At 32.2% G+C, this 17,419-nt stretch carries 14 protein-coding genes and 1 pseudogene; 5 read left to right on the forward strand and 10 right to left on the reverse strand.

Annotated elements, in window-relative coordinates:
- Nucleotides 1–9 precede the first annotated feature (9 nt).
- Nucleotides 10–1,257, forward strand: coding sequence for a T9SS type A sorting domain-containing protein (locus CAP47_RS01820; RefSeq protein WP_093244341.1), 1,248 nt, complete (start codon nucleotides 10–12; stop codon nucleotides 1,255–1,257).
- A gap of 140 nt (nucleotides 1,258–1,397) precedes the next feature.
- Entirely contained in the window at nucleotides 1,398–2,324 is a 927-nt protein-coding gene (locus CAP47_RS01825; protein ID WP_093244342.1) for a T9SS type A sorting domain-containing protein, read from the forward strand.
- A 658-nt stretch (nucleotides 2,325–2,982) separates the two neighbouring features.
- Here CAP47_RS01825 and CAP47_RS01830 read toward each other — a convergent pair.
- The 10 genes and pseudogenes from CAP47_RS01830 to CAP47_RS01880 form a co-directional block, all read right to left on the reverse strand.
- Nucleotides 2,983–4,317, reverse strand: a complete 1,335-nt coding sequence (locus CAP47_RS01830; RefSeq protein ID WP_100775140.1) for a cytochrome c — start codon at nucleotides 4,315–4,317, stop codon at nucleotides 2,983–2,985.
- 20 nt (nucleotides 4,318–4,337) lie between these two features.
- Complete coding sequence (locus CAP47_RS01835) at nucleotides 4,338–5,810, reverse strand: c-type cytochrome (RefSeq protein WP_093244344.1); 1,473 nt, start codon at nucleotides 5,808–5,810, stop codon at nucleotides 4,338–4,340.
- Between the two features lie 157 nt (nucleotides 5,811–5,967).
- A pseudogene (locus tag CAP47_RS12620) lies at nucleotides 5,968–6,063 on the reverse strand (hypothetical protein); the annotation flags it as partial.
- A 161-nt stretch (nucleotides 6,064–6,224) separates the two neighbouring features.
- Nucleotides 6,225–7,088 carry an AraC family transcriptional regulator gene (locus CAP47_RS01845; protein ID WP_093244345.1) on the reverse strand — a complete coding sequence of 288 codons (864 nt, stop codon included), beginning with the start codon at nucleotides 7,086–7,088 and terminating at the stop codon, nucleotides 6,225–6,227.
- A gap of 423 nt (nucleotides 7,089–7,511) precedes the next feature.
- On the reverse strand, nucleotides 7,512–8,111 hold the full coding sequence (locus CAP47_RS01855) for an SCO family protein (protein WP_093244347.1): 600 nt from the start codon (nucleotides 8,109–8,111) through the stop codon (nucleotides 7,512–7,514).
- Nucleotides 8,112–8,182: 71 nt separating this feature from the next.
- A complete protein-coding gene (locus tag CAP47_RS01860) occupies nucleotides 8,183–9,205 on the reverse strand; it encodes a cytochrome-c peroxidase (RefSeq protein WP_093244348.1) in 1,023 nt (340 codons plus the stop codon).
- Nucleotides 9,206–9,269: 64 nt separating this feature from the next.
- Nucleotides 9,270–10,127, reverse strand: a complete 858-nt coding sequence (locus CAP47_RS01865; protein WP_234953124.1) for an MbnP family protein — start codon at nucleotides 10,125–10,127, stop codon at nucleotides 9,270–9,272.
- A gap of 45 nt (nucleotides 10,128–10,172) precedes the next feature.
- Nucleotides 10,173–12,161: a TonB-dependent receptor plug domain-containing protein gene (locus CAP47_RS01870; protein ID WP_100775148.1), complete on the reverse strand. Its 1,989-nt coding sequence runs from the start codon at nucleotides 12,159–12,161 to the stop codon at nucleotides 10,173–10,175.
- Nucleotides 12,162–12,165: 4 nt separating this feature from the next.
- Nucleotides 12,166–13,092 carry a hypothetical protein gene (locus tag CAP47_RS01875; RefSeq protein WP_093244350.1) on the reverse strand — a complete coding sequence of 309 codons (927 nt, stop codon included), beginning with the start codon at nucleotides 13,090–13,092 and terminating at the stop codon, nucleotides 12,166–12,168.
- A 193-nt stretch (nucleotides 13,093–13,285) separates the two neighbouring features.
- Nucleotides 13,286–13,657: a hypothetical protein gene (locus CAP47_RS01880; protein WP_238140930.1), complete on the reverse strand. Its 372-nt coding sequence runs from the start codon at nucleotides 13,655–13,657 to the stop codon at nucleotides 13,286–13,288.
- 227 nt (nucleotides 13,658–13,884) lie between these two features.
- On the opposite strand from CAP47_RS01880, the gene CAP47_RS12625 reads away from it, so the two are divergent.
- The 3 genes from CAP47_RS12625 to CAP47_RS01890 all read left to right on the forward strand — a co-directional run bounded on the left by CAP47_RS12625 (nucleotide 13,885) and on the right by CAP47_RS01890 (nucleotide 17,345).
- Complete coding sequence (locus CAP47_RS12625) at nucleotides 13,885–14,022, forward strand: T9SS type A sorting domain-containing protein (protein WP_153043471.1); 138 nt, start codon at nucleotides 13,885–13,887, stop codon at nucleotides 14,020–14,022.
- A 116-nt stretch (nucleotides 14,023–14,138) separates the two neighbouring features.
- Entirely contained in the window at nucleotides 14,139–15,041 is a 903-nt protein-coding gene (locus CAP47_RS01885) for a LysR family transcriptional regulator (protein WP_093244352.1), read from the forward strand.
- Between the two features lie 120 nt (nucleotides 15,042–15,161).
- The gene (locus CAP47_RS01890; RefSeq protein WP_100775141.1) at nucleotides 15,162–17,345 is read left to right on the forward strand and encodes an FG-GAP-like repeat-containing protein; all 2,184 of its coding nucleotides are present in this window, start codon (nucleotides 15,162–15,164) and stop codon (nucleotides 17,343–17,345) included.
- Nucleotides 17,346–17,419: the final 74 nt, after the last annotated feature.

A 17,419-nucleotide genomic window follows, 5' to 3' on the forward strand; every position in this document is an offset into this window, starting at 1 on the left:
ATTTTTACAATGAAACATTTATTACATTTTGTTGTCATTTTTATGGTGGCAATTCAGGTTCAGGCACAAGAAGCGACGAAAACAGTTAGTATGGGCGCAAGTTATGCAAATCAGGTTTTTTATAAAATCAGTACAGATCAACAATCAAGTTTATCGATAGATGCTTGGGATCTTGCTTTTTTAAGAACAAGTTCTTATGATATGGGAATTCGTGTAAACGACGCAAAAGGCATAGAAGTTTATGAAGCTTCGAATCAGGCCTCAGATTGGAGTAATATTGATGTAAGTAATGAAAGCCAATGGAGTATTCTTTACAACTCAGAAGTGAGTTGGGCAGATGGTGCATTTATGCAGGGATCAGCTACTTATGGTTGGGGTGAGTATAATTCAGCTAACCATCAGGTGACAGGAAGTATCATTTTTGTATTGAAATATGCAGATGGAACTTTCAGAAAATTCTTTATTGAAAACTTTTATGGAGCTTACACTTTTAAATATAGTACGTGGGACGACACAAATGCAACTTGGAGTGCAGATGAAATAGTAACTTTAGATAACACTGAAAATCCGAACAACTTCTTTAATTATTATAATTTAGAAACGAATGCAGCTGTGAGTATTGCTCCAGCACAAGATCAGTGGGACTTAACTTTTACAAAGTTTACAACTGAATACCCAAGTAGTGAAGGGCCGATGCCATATACGGTAACAGGAGTTTTGCAAAATCCTAACTTGATGGTTGCTGAACGCGACGAGCCAAATGGCCAAAATAATTCAGTAGATTTAACTTATAGTGAAGAGATCAATACAATTGGATATGATTGGAAGAGTTTTGGCGGTTCTGGTTATACAGTCAATTCTGACAAAGCTTTTTATGTCAAATATGCCGATGAAACAATTTATCGTCTTGTCTTTACAAGTTTTGAAGGAAGCTCAACCGGTAATATTGATTTTACAACAGAAGACGTCACAACAACTTTAGGCTTAGAGAAAATTGAAAATAGTTTTAGCTTTGGGTTATATCCAAATCCGACGCGTGACGGTCTAGTTGAATTAGTGTTTGATAACGCAAAAGCTTCTGATTATGAAGTAAAGGTTTACAACTTAACAGGTCAATTGATGGTAAGTAAAAAAATAGGTGTGTCTTCTCAATTTGCTCAAACAAAGCTTGATGTTTCAGATTTAAGTAGTGGCACATATATTGTTCAAATAATAACAAACAATACACAACAAACTAAAAAGTTGATTGTTCAGTAGTAGATTTCAAATCTATAAATTTGTGTTTTTGGAAAGACCGCTTCTGAAAAGGAGTGGTCTTTTTATTGTTAATGTTTATTGGAAAAGCGGACACTTTGCAAGTATTTGATATATTGTCAAATCATTTTAAAATTTAAATAATGATAAAAAATTACGCATTAGGATTGATGATTTTGTTTTTTGGTTTTGTCTCTGCACAAGAAACGATTTCTTTTGAAGCCAGTGAAGGTTACCAATTAGCAACTTTAAACACCCAAAACGGATGGGAAGTAACAGTAGACAGCGATGGTAACTTTCTTCAAAACCAAGTTGTGACAGATGAAGAAGCTTCAGACGGCAGTTTTTCTTTTAAAAATGCTTTTGAGCCAAGTTATGATTGGCAATGGCTACCAATTTTTGGCGCTGCTAAAACATTTGACACACCAAAATCTTACGAAGATTTTGTATTTTCTTATGATGTTATGGTGACAGAAACACTGGGTGCCGACTTTGAGTTGACGCTTTATGGTATTGATGCTGATGAAGATTTTGTGCCAGTAGCAGGTTTTGCTATGGAAAATCAGGGGCAAGTATATGTTATTTCTGATATTACTTATGGCTCAGATTATATTGATGGTGCATCATGGATTCCAAATACTTGGTACAGCATTAAAATAGAGGTTAGTGCAGCAGAGATTAAATATTATATGGATGATGTCTTGATTTATACGGGAGATAACTTTACTTCAGAAAATATTGAAGGTTTTAATATGTTGCATAACAACTACGGTGGCGATGCTTATTATGATAATTTTGTTTATGCAAATGGCACTTTATCAAACAAGGATTTTTCTGAGTTAGCCGATTTAAGTATTTACCCAAATCCTGTCAAAAATGAATTAAACATTCAAGGTTTAGAATCTTTTGAATTAGAACGTTTATCGATTTACAACATGATGGGACAGCAATTGCTTGAGAGCACAACTGCTGAAACTTTAAATGTTGATCAACTTTCAGGAGGCGCATACATTCTTGAAATCACGACAAAAGAAAATAAATCATTCACAGAAAAATTTATTAAAAGATAAAAATTATTTTTTAATAAATTTAAAGGCTATCAATTATCAGATAACAACATCATTAAACAAGGCAGTTTACCAATAGGGAACAACAATGTACTTATTAATGATTTAGAGTCTAGAAGATACGATTTTTACATCATCACTGATTGTAGTTCAGATATAAATGATTCAGTTATGCTAACTTTTGAAGTAGAAACATTATCAAATCATAATTTTGAACAAATTGAAGTATCTATGTATCCAAATCCAGTTCAAAGTGAACTTCATTTGAATAGTGATCAAAAAATTAATGAGTGAATGCCTGATTTTTTATGTTTGCCAGATTGCTTTATTAAAAAGTAATCTGGCTTTTTAAACTCGTTGAGCATTATGTTTTTTTAAAAAAAGTTATCCATTTTTCTGATAATCAAAAACTTGTTTTGGTTTTGAAACATCAATAACATAAAAATGAGCAATATTTAAAATGCACAACTGGTTAAATAGACTTTATTTAATATAGACCTTTTATAAACTGATAGTTTTTATCCAATTCGTTGGGTACTTCATTTACGGTTTTATTTTTTATTACAAATAATACTAGACTATTTATCTTAATTAAGACTTTAATGATATAGGTAGTCATTACAAGTATTGTGAAAATCAAGAAAGTTGTCATACAATTAAATTATTTAAAGGTTAAAATATATTTTGCAAGCTCTTTTAATTCATCATCAGTTAATTGTGAAAATCCTGGCATTTGAGGGTAATCCGCTCGCTTTTTACCTGGTGTTTTTATCCAATTTTTTAAACCTGCTTCATCAGTAGCATAAATAGATGCCATTTCTGTGATTGGTGGACCTACTAATTTTTCGGTGGTTCTATGGCAAGCAGCACAATATTGATTAAAAACGGCCGATCCTTTGGCTATTTCTCCTAGCGATTCATCAATTTCTAAATCAGAGGTTTCTTCTACAGGGTTTTCCCTTGCCTCTTTGCTTAATTTTTGAAATTCAGCGGTATGGGCAGTGACTAATTCTTGATGTTTTTCCAGTGCAGTATGTCTATACATTTGTCTACTACCTCCATAAAATACCATAAATATTAATATTGATACGGCTATCTTTTTAAAGTGTAAATCAATGTCTTCTTTAGGGCATATGATAGATTGATAGCAATACCACAAGGCATAAGCAAGGAACAGTCCCGCTATAGCCATTATACTGATAACACCATATCCTAAGCCTTTTGAAGGAAGGGTAAATAATACAATAATACCAAAAAAGATTTGAAGCGCTAACCCTACGGTTGCTATAGAATAACCTATTTTTTTAATATGGTATCTTGTAAAGGAACTGTAAATTTTATCTATTGGATAAGTTTTTCGGTTGTTGTACCACGTAATAAAAACTCCAGTAACAGCAATACAAGCTCCTAAAAATTCAAAATATCTAGGAAGTACATTGGGCAATACTAAAGCACTCACAAAACCTTTAACAGTCCCCCATTTTTCAGGAAACATCATCAAGTTTACATTGGTTAAAAAGATTAGGGGAATAAATAGAAAAATGGCAACTGCCAAACCCATTATAGCAATGTGGATGTGTTTGTTCTTTTCTAAATTCTTCCAAGTGTATTTGTGTAAATAAGTAAGCAAAAATGCAATTGTAACCAATGGTATAATCATAATCCATACAAAACCTGTTAAAGCATTTGCCGAATAAAAATAGATGGTATAAAGAGTGTTGATGCTTAAAAGAGGTGCTACCCCAAGTACCACTGCAATACTTTTATTTACGGTGATAGTTTTGGCTATTTCGTGGGCAAAAATATCATATTCTTTATTTTTTAACCCTTTAATTTGAGCCCAAAGTGTTATTATACTTCCGCCAACCATTAAATTAATGAAAATAATATGTAGTAAAAATGATACTACCAATAAAATAACCAATAACCATTCTGGTAAGGGGAGATCAAGAGGAATATCTTTAGGAACAGGGGTATTTACTTGAAGTAATTTCATTTATTTTAATATTATGTTGATTAATCTTCAGAATAATCTTTATTCTCTTCGAGTTTTTCAGTAACCGATTTTACACTGTTTAAAGGGTTTATTTTTACTCCAGAAGTTTGTACGCCTTCTAGACTTTCTCCCGTTTGTTGGACTTGTTTGATGTAAGCAACCAGAGCATCCAACTCTTTTTTATTTCCAGCAAAGGGTGGCATGTAAGTTCTTCCATTATGCATATTCGGAATGTACGCAGCCATTGAATTTTTATCTAAAGGTTTACCAAAACCATACATACGCTCAAAAACATAAGTAATTGAATTGACACCTTGCGGGTTAACGGTATGACAACGACTACATAAGTTCATAAAAACATCTCTACCGGCTTCAATTTTATTTTCTTCCGTAATTTCTGTTATGGCGGTATATGTGGCATGTTTTAAGATGCCATCTCTTTTATACAATGGGTAATCTTCTTCTCTTAAAAGGTTAGAATACATATAATTTCCAATCACATAGGGTTTACGGACAAATTCACGTACTCTTTCAAAAATCCCCAAAAAACCAAAGGCTAAAACGCAAGGAACAATAACAAAAGCAAAATTTATTTTTTTAGGTTTCATTAAAGCAAACAGAGCAAGAAGTACAGATAATGAAGCTGTTCCAATAATAAAGTATTTTAATAGATCATAATATTGGGCAAATTCCATACTACCTACGGCCGTACTCATATTATCTTTCATGGCACTTGGCATCACACTCCAATAAAAAACAGCGCCAATAATAACTAGCGGTGTCCAAACCAAAATCCATTTACTTGCATATTTAACGGCTTTTGCTCTTATGTCACATCCTTTCTTTGTGAAAATGGTAGTGAGTAACATCCCAAATACACCTCCAATTAACATCGCTGTCGGTGTTCTAAATAGTAATTGCGGGAAATAGATAGGATTCGTAAAACCATTTAATAAAGTCTGTTCATTATTCCAGTTTCCTGGATCCATCATAAAACCAAGAATGGCCACGATTATAGCCATCGTAATCCACGAAAAAATGGATAGAAACCATCCGAATTTTATATGACGGACTTTAGCTTTGAGTGACGTATTTGAGTTTTTCCAAGTGAGGAAATAAATCAAAATAAGAATAACTTCTGTAACAAAAACCAACCACTCTGTAAACCAAGCCCAATAAAATACTCTAATTAAGCTCCCTATAGAAGAAGGGCTTACCAAAGCAACCGAAAACCAAATTCCAACGCCCGTCATAGCACCAATGGTGGTTGTGATGATAAAGGCAACCTTCATTTTTTTATAGATAAGGTTATCCCAGTTTAGATCGGTTATTTGATCTTTGCTTGCATTTGTAACACCTTTTTGTTCTAGCCAAGTGATGTATGGGATAAAGCCTACTGCCAAACCATGGTTAATAAACACGTGCAGTATGGCAATAACCGCTATTAAAAAGCGGTCGTTAAGCCAATCGAGATGAAACATTGGAAAATCCATAGTCTTTAGAATTTTTATGCAAAGTTTCATTAAGATCAATGATATTTCTAAAAATAATAAAGCAGGAAGTTTAGATTATAGTTCCTGCTTTGTTAGGGAAAACGGTTATTGATTTCAATATTTATGACTCTTAATTTTAGTTTTTAGTATTAAAATTTTAATTTTTAATAGTGTGCTCAATTTTTGGCAAAAAATGTTCAGGGTCTTTCTTGAATTGTTCCTTGCATATTGTTGAGCAAAAACTATATAGTTTTCCCTTGTATTTAAATTATGGTGCTTATTAAATGTAGACCCTAAGGTCCAAGAGCATCTCAAGCATAGGTTAAGGGTTCCTGTAAGAGTTATGCAAAACCGTAGGTACAGCTCATCATAACCAAAAGTAAAATAGTGTTTGCTTTCATGATTTTTAATTTATTATTTTTCAAGTTTTCTAAATTGTTCTGGACTATTACCAGTTTGTTTTTTAAAAAAAGTTATAAAATAGGATGTGTTTTCAAACCCAAGTTTATCAGCTATCTCATTAATAGAATTATGAGTATATAGAATAAGCCTTTGAGCTTCTATGGTTATACGTTTTCTAATTAAATCTCCAGCCGTCATGCCTGTTGTCTCTTTGCATAGTTTATTGAGGTAATTAGGACTTATATTAAGTAATTCGGCATAATCTGAAGGTAATTTTTTAGAAATAAAATGTAGCCCTATCAATTTTTCAAAACTTTGTACTTTATGTTGTCTTGGCGTTTTGTAATTAATAGTTCCGACAGGCTTGTAGATGCGTTCCAATTCAAATAATAAGATATTTAAATAGGATCTTATTACTTTTTTTGCTTCTGTTTTTTGGAGTATATATTCTTCTTTTAGAAGATTCAAGAAAATCTTTAGTCTGTTCAATTGGTTTTCTGAAATGCGAATAAAAGGTTTAGATTCCAGGTTTAAAAAAGTAAATAGATTTAAAATATTGTTATTGAATCTTAATGAAAAAAAAGCTTCATGGAAGCATATTATCATTCCATTTGCTTTATTGTTTATGTTAATCGTATTTATGCAATGTGGTTTAATTATGATAACTTTAGCCTCATTAACCAGAATTCTTTTGTTGTCTATATTTATTTCTCCTTGAGCTTGTTCAATAAATAATATGGTATAAAAATTATGAGTATGAGGATATTCTAAAAAAGGAAATTTAGGCAACAATCCATTTAAGTCGCTTATCCAAAAATGCTTTAAGTTTTCATCAAATAAATCCATGTTGCATACAGGAATATGTTCTGTTTGCATGATTATGATTAATTAAAAATTAGAAAAACTAAATTAAATTAACCAGCTTTTTTGGGGGATGGAAAATGGATTGTACAAATGTGAAGATTATGAGGTCATTTCTTGAGAAAATAACCGCTTTATGATGACCAGTAGAAAGCTTAATTCTAAAATCTATGTCGTTATTTACCTGTGTATAGAGTTGAACCTCTTTGTTCTTAGTACTGGTATTTTTTTGTTCTTTTTTTTCGTTTTCGGACAATTTTTCACTTAAATAACAAGAACCTTTACAAACAGGGATTTTATCAAATCTATTAATACATAGCTCTTGTGCGATGTAATCCCTGTTTAAATAAAATGAAAACATAATCCAAAAGTTGCTTGTACTTTGAAATACAAACAAAATGATGAGGAAATATGTTATTATTTTATTCATTAATGGATTTATTCTTTCAGTAATATTTTAATATCATCAATTAATCTTGCGATATCTATGGGATCTGTCCCATCATAGACACCTCGAATATGTCTGTTTTTGTCAATTAATAAAAATCCACCTCCGTGTACAAAACCGTCAGGTTCATTTGAATCTGGATATGCGGTTGTGAAATAGCTTTCAATAGCAATGTTCATTATACTGTCTCTATTCCCAGTTACAAAATGCCAATTGCCATCAATTTCTTGCCGCTCGCTAAAGTTTTTTAAACGCTTTACGGTATCTCTATCAGGGTCTATTGTGTGCGATAAAAATGAGATATCGGGATTGTCTTTATAATGTTGATAAACCGATTTCATGTGTGTGTGCATAATAGGACAAATAGTAGGGCAGGACAGAAAAATAAAATCGGCTACATAAGCTTTACCTTCAAAGGTACTGTTTGTTATTATTAAGCTGTCTTGATTTGTAAATGAAAAATCTTTTATTTTAGGATATACGGTTTCACCGTCTTTAATTTCAGGATTGCCTAAAACGGGTAATTTCTCTTGTTTTTCTTTACAAGAAAGAGCTATGATTAGGAGTAAAATCCAAGCATACTTTTTCATGCTGCAATATAGTTATTTTAACGTTTAACTTAAAGTGTGATTTCTAAGTCACTCGTTTGTTTGCACTTGTATTATTGATCAATAAAATCTGTATCACTCAACGTTTTCATAAACGAAATTAGAAATGCTTTTTCCTGTTCGGTGAGTGGTATTCTATTGCCATTATTTTTGAAAATAGGATCCAGATTGTTTGCATCTAAAACACCTTCGTCAAAATAGTCTAGGATATCAATAAGTGTTTCAAATTGGCCAAAACTGCCATAGGGTGCTGTGTATTCTACATTTCTTAATGAAGGCACTCGAAAGCTCATATAGTCGGCATCAATTCCAGTAATTCGAGCTCTTCCGGCTTCATTACTGTCAGGATTTATTGGAAAACCGATGTTTCTAAAACTCTGATCGGTAAATAGTTCTGTGCTGTGGCAACTGGAACACTTTTCTTGAAAAAGTTGATATCCTTGAGCTTCGTTTTCTGTAAAACTTTCTCCTTCATTTCGCATAACTTTATCATATTTACTATTGGCAGAAATGAGGGTGTATTCATATTGAGCAATGCTGTTATAAATTCTCTCAGGGGTGATTTCTTCATCCCCAAATGTTTTTTGAAAAAGCTCTAGGTAGGACACATCATTTTGAATTTTTCCGATGCTTTCTATGATTGAAGAGTCCATTTCCTCGTGAGTAATGATAGGTACTATTGGCTGACTCTCTAATTGAAGTTTGCTTCCATCCCAATTATAAAACCTCATAAAAGCAAGATTTTGAATAGGTGGTGTATTGCGAAGCCCAATTCTACCTTCAATTCCGATTGCCTGTGCATTATTATCTGCAAAGGCATTTGACTGAATATGGCAGCTGGCACACGAAATAGTATTGTCTGCACTGAGACGTTTTTCGTGAAATAGTTTTTTTCCTAATTCTACTCCATATTTTGTTGGTATGTTCGTATAATACGAGTTGTTCACTTCCGGAAACCCAATAGGTATATTTATTGAAGCCTCAGGGTTGTTATAAAAAACAGGTTCGTAGTCTTCTTTGCTACAAGATGTTGCGAGACACATTATGCTTATTAAAAGAAAGACTGTTTTTTTCATTTTCAATAAAAAAGTTAAAAGAAATAAAAAGAGCCGCCTGTTAAAACGGCTCTGAAAAATAAATTTAGTTTTCTACATTGATAACAGAAAACATTCCAACAAAGTCATTTGAGCTATTTCCACCCAAATTATCTACAAATTTCTCCATTTCCACAGCAGTGTGGATATTTGGAGTGGCATTGTCATTCATGCCAGATCCTGACGATAATGTAATTGTGTAAGAGTTTCCACTTAGCAGTTTATCAAAATCTGCTTTAATCGTAATTTTGGGTGCTGAGTTTCCTACTATAGCATTTGTAGAAAGGTCGAGAGTGATATCTCTGTAAGCATCAACTCCTTGCACATGACCTCCTTCACCATCTTCAATTGTACTTCCTGTATGTATAGACATTTCTTTATTGTCAGTATCATAAAATCCTTCGATTTTTGTAAAACGATAACCAGTTCCCCATTCCCACATCATTTCGGTATCGTTTGCTCCAGCATTATTATAGAATTCTGGAAAACTTACTTCATCCAAAGTATTTAAGTCACTTCTAATTCCCAATCCGAATTTGATTTGCTTGTATTCATCTGATGGGATGTTGCTCAAAACATAATTCAATGTTTCTGGTTTTGAATGGTCTATAACGGTTGCTCCATTATCAAGATCGTTTATATTGTAAGGAATTTCAGAACCGTCTTTTTTAATTAGGCGGATATTGCTAATTACATATTTTAATTCTGCAAAACGGTGTGCTTGACCAGCTTCTGAAGTGTTTACTGAAGCTAAAGAAGAAGATTCTCCTCCTAATACGATAGTATTCTCTCCAAAGGTGTTTTGGAACTCTAGTGTTACGTTGTTTGCAACAGGAAAACTGTCGTCATTGCTACATGAAATAAAAGCTATTGAAATAGCAGCTAGTAAAAGGTAATTTTTCATTTTTTTCATTTTTTATTAAATTAATAGACATTATTATTTTTTTAGTTAAAGATTAAATTTTAATGAAGTGAAAATATTGCGTCCCATTCTTGGGATGTTTCCCCAATCGGCATAAGTGCTATAATATTCGTTTAACACATTTTGAGCCCCTAGTTGAAGAACTGTTTTTTTATTTTTTATATAAAAGGTATAATCTACAGAGAGGTTCCAAATGGTATAAGAGGGGGTTTGATCTTCTCCGTACTCTGGACTGTAGTTAATTTGTTCTATATCGCCATTTACTGAAGTCTGGAATCCAAATCTTTCGTAGTTATAATTTAACGATGTTTGGTAACTTAATGGACGAATAAACGGTAAATTTTTCTCGTTTTCATCTTTTCCTCGTGCATAAGTTAACGATCCTTTCCAGTGTAAATCATCAAAAAGCGTGTAACTTGTATTGAGTGAAAAGTTAAACAGGGTTGAGTGATCTAGAGAGGTGTAGCCCTTAACACCAACCGATTGGTAGTTCATTGGGCTTCCCATACTTAAAACCCTACCAATGATGTAGTTTTTAATATAGAAGTAATTCACTTTGGCTTGAACACTAGCTTTTTCATTTTTAAAACCTGCGCTTGCATGGCCTTCATAGGAGATTTCGTTTTTTAGATTTGGATTTCCTATATAATCATAACGGTCAAAACTGTTGTAAATATAGTAGCCGTAACCTTCAGAAACCGAAGGAGCTCTGTGGCCATAGCCTGTACCGATTGAGAAGCTAAAATTGTTTATATCAAGCTGGTAACTCGTGTTTAAACTTGGTAGAATTCGTGTTTTTTCTTGAGGAGTTCCCGGATGAAAAATCCAATTGAACTCCACATATTTTGAATGGTTATAGTTTATTGTCAAAGAACCACCAAAGTTTAACTGGCTTCTTTCTGAAAGCTCCCAAGTGTTATTCATCGATATTCCAGCAACAGTGGTTGTTACTGATGGCCAGCTGTAAGCAAACATAGTTCTTTCGCTTCTATCTTGTGGGTACATACGCATTTCTGCAATGGATAGATTGTTATAGGCATTCAACTGTATTTCTGAAAAAAACCGCTCGTTTTTTAAAGTAGCTTTAGACACCAAACCGTAGGTTGTACTCCAACCTGGCATATCCATATGAACCAGGTTTTCAGGACGGGTGGTGTCGTCCATATAGTGCTCAATAGCATTGAAATAGACTTTTGTATCCCAAACTTTGAAGAGACCTTCTTCAAATAATTGTTTGTAGGAAGCCGAGGTAATTAGAGCTCTTGATAGCCATAAATCCATTGGGAGAGCAGGAAAACCAACATCATTTGCTTGATCAAAAATGGCTTCTACTCTAACTGATGATAGCGTGCTTGTTTTGTAAGCCAATCCTATCGAAGTGTTGAATTTATTATATTGTGAGTGGTTTACTTCCTTGTTATTCCCATCAGAATAATTACCCGCTTCTCGAAATGAAATACTAGCGTCTGCTACAAATTTATCACTTGAGTAGGAAACATTTCCTAGATTGAAAAATTGTTTGTTATTTAATTCAAACCCTGTTTGATAAGATCCACTCCATTTTTTATAAAGATTAAACGGAGTACTTTTTCTTTTTAAATCAATGCTTCCAGCAACTGTAGCCCCATGCAAACTACCCTCTTGTCCAGATTTTATATCAATTTCGGAAATATTATTGGTCTCTATGTATGAAGTAACTGGATCCATTTTGTCAGTACAAGCTCCAAAAATATGCATCCCATCAATGGTAATTGTTGAGCGTTCGGTGCTCATATTGTTGAGTAGTGGTTCCCAAGCGTAGGCTCCACGTTTAATAAAGCTAATGTCTTCAGAAGATGCTAGAAACTCATCAACTGAAACTGCCATCTTCATTTCGGTTTCAATCTTTTTCTTGATAGCAGCAGTTATTACTACTTCCTCTAATTCTACTGATTTTGTACTGTCCTTTTCTGCCTTTGTGTTTTGTCCATTTGCACATATTCCCCAAAAAAGCAATAGTGTTATAATATATTTCATAGCATCAGAATAAAGTATCAATATAAAGTTCGCTTTTTACTCCTTCTATTCCTGGTGTAAAATCTGTTGGAACCTCAGTTCCTTTAATGACTTGATCATTCTCATTCAGAAAAATGAAATTCAAGGTCCAATTTCCAGTCATGGTATAGTTTACTACCCCGTGATACAGACCGTCGTTTAGTTGTATTAAATCCTGATTGTTTGGAGAAGAATGATTTCCCATAGAAGGCTCAGGCATTCTTGGATCCAACAACAGTTTGTGATTCTTCACTTTAGAAAATAAAAACTGAGAAGGATCAGGGAAGTCTCCTGCAGGATTGGTGGGCTGAATGTATTTATAAACTCCTGCCACTAAATTATTTTCTGAAACATTTGGTTTTTGAGGAGCTATTAATGCGATAAAGTACATTTCATCATCATTTCCAATAAATGATGCCATATTTAAGTTTTTATTTGTTTGTTCTAGAACTGAAATATTTTGATTAACCGTATAGGTTTGGTCATTGTCTGTAAAACTAATGTACAGCTCCCAGCTTCCTATATCCCCACTCTTATTAGTAAAAACAGCATAACCTGAATAATAGTTCTCGTCTGTATTGTAAACCAATTCATAGCTGTGCGGACAGGATGAATTGTTGCCTGAAGCATCGGTTAATATGGGTAAAAAGGTGACTTCTGAGTTATTTATATGCTCATTGGTTTGTGTATTGGTAATCTCCAATCTAATTTCGTTGTACCCTTTATGTAAAGATCCATTTAAAGCCTCAATTGTAATTATATATTGATTACTAGTAAATGAAGTTGCCTCTTCAAAATCGTAGTAATCAGTGACTTCAGTAGCTATCTCAGCTTCGTAATCTGTTTCTTCAAGTGTACAGGATACTGTAATCACAAATAAGATTGTAATTGCAAAAAGAATATGAAATTTCATTTAAAATGAATTTTAATATTGAATTAAAACATGTAAAAGATCAACAGATAAACTACACACTGTTTTTGAGTCATTAAAAACCGTGTAGTTGTATGTTATTGTTCCTGGTGATGAAGTGCAGTATTGGTTTTAGTCTTTGAAACAAATTAGCGAGCATTAGGGTAGCTGTCAGACTAAAAAACACCTTTAGATACTATTTTATTGGAGGGCGAAATATAGAATCTGTATTCAGATAGGAATAGGATAAATTGCCGTTGCTAGTAAGTGTTTTTAATTTAGCGGTATATAATAAAGGAGGCTGAAAGTAAAAATTCTTTTCTATTTCTTCATAGAATACAAGATTAGACTCTGCTGAAATGTGTTTCTTTTCTTTATCACTTTCAGACTCCGAAGCTTTGGCTAACTCTTTTTTTAAATAACACTTTCCATTACATTCTAGTTTTGGCTCATTCTTATTTTCACACAGCTCATTTTTTATATAATCATAGAAAGCCGCATATTCCATAAGTGGTGCTATAGGCTTAAAAAGTATGACCAAAGATAATATGAGTGTTGTTGTTTTCACGATGCAAAGGTCGTGTTTTTTTTATAGTAACCATATTCATGATTGTTTGTTTAAATTATTGGATTGAATATTTAAATAGAGGAGTTTGCAAATAGCAAAGAACCATTATCCGTAATTATAGAATACCTCTGATTGAAATTGATTTTTCAATTATGGATAAGTATTTAGTAGAAAAAGTTAATTGAGTTTTACTGGAACTTTTAAAGAAAAACAACATCACTATCAGTATGACTGAAGAAAATCATTGTTATGAAAGCACAACTGCTGAAACTTTAAATGTTGATCAACTTTCAGGAGGCGCATACATTCTTGAAATCACGACAAAWGARAATAAATCATWYACAGAAAAATTTATTAAAAAATARTTTTTCTTTTTTCAGAAATATTAATCAATGCCTTGAGAAGAAATTKTYAAGGCATTTTTAATTCAAAAATTAAACTTATATTTGTGATTATTTATATTAACTCTAAATAAGTAACATTGAATATCAATCAATTAAAATATATTTTAGCGATAAAAGATCAACAGCATATTACTCGTGCTGCTGATAAATGCTGTGTTGCACAACCTACATTAAGTCGTGAGTTACAAAAACTTGAAAAAGAGTTAGATATCATGATCTTTGATAGATCTAGATCTCCAATAGTTCCTACTGCAAAAGGGGAAAAGGTCTTAATAATAGCAAAAGAAATTTTACACAAAATAAAGGAATTGGAAAATTGTGCTAAAGATGAAAATGACATATACCATCATACTTTTAATTTAGGTGTTTGGACGTGTTTAGCTCCTTATTTTTTGCCGTTTTTTCTTAAATTATTTGCTGATAAATACCCAAATATTAGGTTCAATATTTTTGAGCTTAATTTAATTCAACTTCAAAAAAAATTACATAACAATAGTTTAGATGCCTGTATAACGTATAGTTTTAAAGATCAATCAGGTTATTATGAATCAAAATTATATGACGAAACTTTTTTTGCTTACACGAGTTTAAAAGGAAATACTTGCCAACTGGAAAGAAAAGATGTAAATTTTTTTCACTTTCATAAACTTATTTTACAATATGATTTTGAATCAATTTTAAAAGAGATTAATTACAATGGTTTTGAAACTCACAAAGACTTCAGCATTGATTTGTCATACCAAAATGGATCTATAGAAACCATACGTAAAATTATTCAAATTAATGGAGGCACGACTATTTTACCTTCAGTAATTATAAATAAACATGATAAAAACTACATTAATCACTTAATGATTAATCAGCAACTCAAAGTCACTCTTCCAATAAAACTTGTTAGTCCACGTTTTTTTGAAAAAAAAGAACTTTTACTTTTAATTAAAAAGGAACTTAAAAACTCGTTCAGATTTTCTGTAAACTAAGTTTGCCAATATCCAATATTTATTCATTGTTTTTGGCTATGTAAACCATGTTATATGGCTATRAATTAATTTAAAATTAATCCGTAGTTTTGAGTAAGTCTAAATAAAAATAATATTATAATGGAAAAAATTACACTGTTAGCAACATTAATGTTCACATCAATAATGACTGCTCAGTTCTTTGAAGACTTTTCAACACATGAAGGAGTCGYTTATGGAACATCATTTTGGATAGGTCAGGATGAGATGCAATATCAAAATTTAATTACCGTAGGTTTTGATATCAATKATAATTATCTATCGAAACTTTATGAGTATCAAGATGGTCAATTTCAGGAAGTAGCGCATCAAATTAAGGCTTTAGGCCACGCCTCTGCTGATGTGTTAGATGCTAATCAAGATGGTTTAATGGACTTTGTTCTGACAGGAACTGATGAGAATGCAAGATATACTTATTTATACACTAAACAGGCTGATGGGAGTTTTCAAGAAAACTTATTACCAATTCAAGGAGTAGAAACAGGTAATCTAAAAGTTGGAGATGTAAATCAGGATGGAATTGATGATTTTGTTATTTTCGGAATGACTGATAATTACGATTATATAACAGTACTTTATTATGGTGACGGAAACGGAGGATTTACAGAATCTGATTTCAGTTTTTTGGGTAATACTAATGGTGATATAGTTTTTTTCGATGCGAATAATGACGGTTTTACAGATATTTTAATCTCAGGCTTCAGCTATAATTATGTTCCAGAAACTAAACTCTATCTTAATAACGGGAATGATAATTTTACAGAAAAAACAGATTCAGGTTTAGCAAATGTATATTTTGCAGGCTTAAGCACAGGTGATTTTGATAACGACGGATATTTAGATGTCTTAATATCAGGCATGAATGAAGATKATGAGGCTTTTACCGCTGTTTATAAAAATGATGGTACTGCTGTTTTTACAAAACAAGATGATATAGAGTTACAACAAGTTTATTTTGGGACCGCAGATTTTGTAGATTTTAACAATGATGGGCAACTTGATATCTTTTTGACAGGAACTGATTCAAATAACGAGTTATATGCTAAGCTTTACCAAAACAACAACAATAACTACTCTACTAATCCACATCTTAGTAACGTTTTTAAAGATACTYATATKAGTCGAGTGAGGTGGTCTGATTTTGATAACGACGGTGATATGGATGTTGTAGTTAATGGTYTTGATACTAATATGAATGTATTTACAACAATCTATAAAAATAATTTTGCAGATAACTTTTGCACTCCAACTTTTGAAAATAGTGCTTTAGGGCAGGCTATTACCCAAGTATCTTTTGAAAATATCAATAACAATTCATCAGCAGATAGTGAGTTARTTTATGAGGACTTTACATCTCAATCAACTCCATTACAAAAATCTGCAACCTATACAATTTCAGTATCTGGAGTTTCAAATGATTATCCTAGTGATATAATGATGTTTATTGATTATAATMAAAACWATTCATTTGATGACCTAGATGAAAGCTATTATTTAGGAAGAATTGATCCTACAGATTTAACATCTACTAATATATTATCAACTGAGGTGACTATTCCTGAAAATGCTATCAYAGGCAGTACAAAATTAAGAGTTATTAAAGCAACTAACACCGAAGCTTTAAATAACCCAAATGCACCCAATGTTATCACATCCGCCTGTAATAGTACCTTATTAGCAGGTCAAACAGAAGATTATACTGTTATTATAAGRAATAGCCCTAATTGTTCTTTACCGTCAAATCTCGAAGCAGAACAATTATCTACTGGAGAAGTTTTTGTTAGCTGGACTGCCCCAGATGATATTAACTTCACAAATTACTATTGGTCTGTAGTGGTTGAAGGAAATCAACCTTTAGACAATAACATTATAAAGCAAGGAGTTTTATCAAATGACATCAATAGCCTGATAATTAATGATTTAGATCCAGCTAGATATGACTTTTACATCATTACTAATTGTAGCTCAGATATAAATGATTCAGCTATGCTAACTTTTGAAGTAGAGACTTTATCAAACCAAGATTTTTCAAAACTTTCTGATATAAATATTTATCCAAATCCGGTTGAAAATAAATTAAATATACAAGGTTTAGAATCTTTAGAACTTGAGCGTTTATCAGTTTATAACATGATGGGCCAGCAATTGCTTGAGAGCGCATCTGCTGAAACTTTAAATGTTGATCAACTTTCAGGAGGCGCATACATTCTTGAAATCACGACAAAAGAGAATAAATCATATACAGAAAAATTTATTAAAAAATAGTTTTTCTTTTTTCAGAAATATTAATCAATGCCTTGAGAAGAAATTTTTAAGGCATTTTTTATTGAATACCATCA

The organism is Psychroflexus sp. S27 (assembly GCF_002810405.1).
GTDB classification, from domain to species: Bacteria; Bacteroidota; Bacteroidia; order Flavobacteriales; family Flavobacteriaceae; genus Psychroflexus; species Psychroflexus halocasei_A.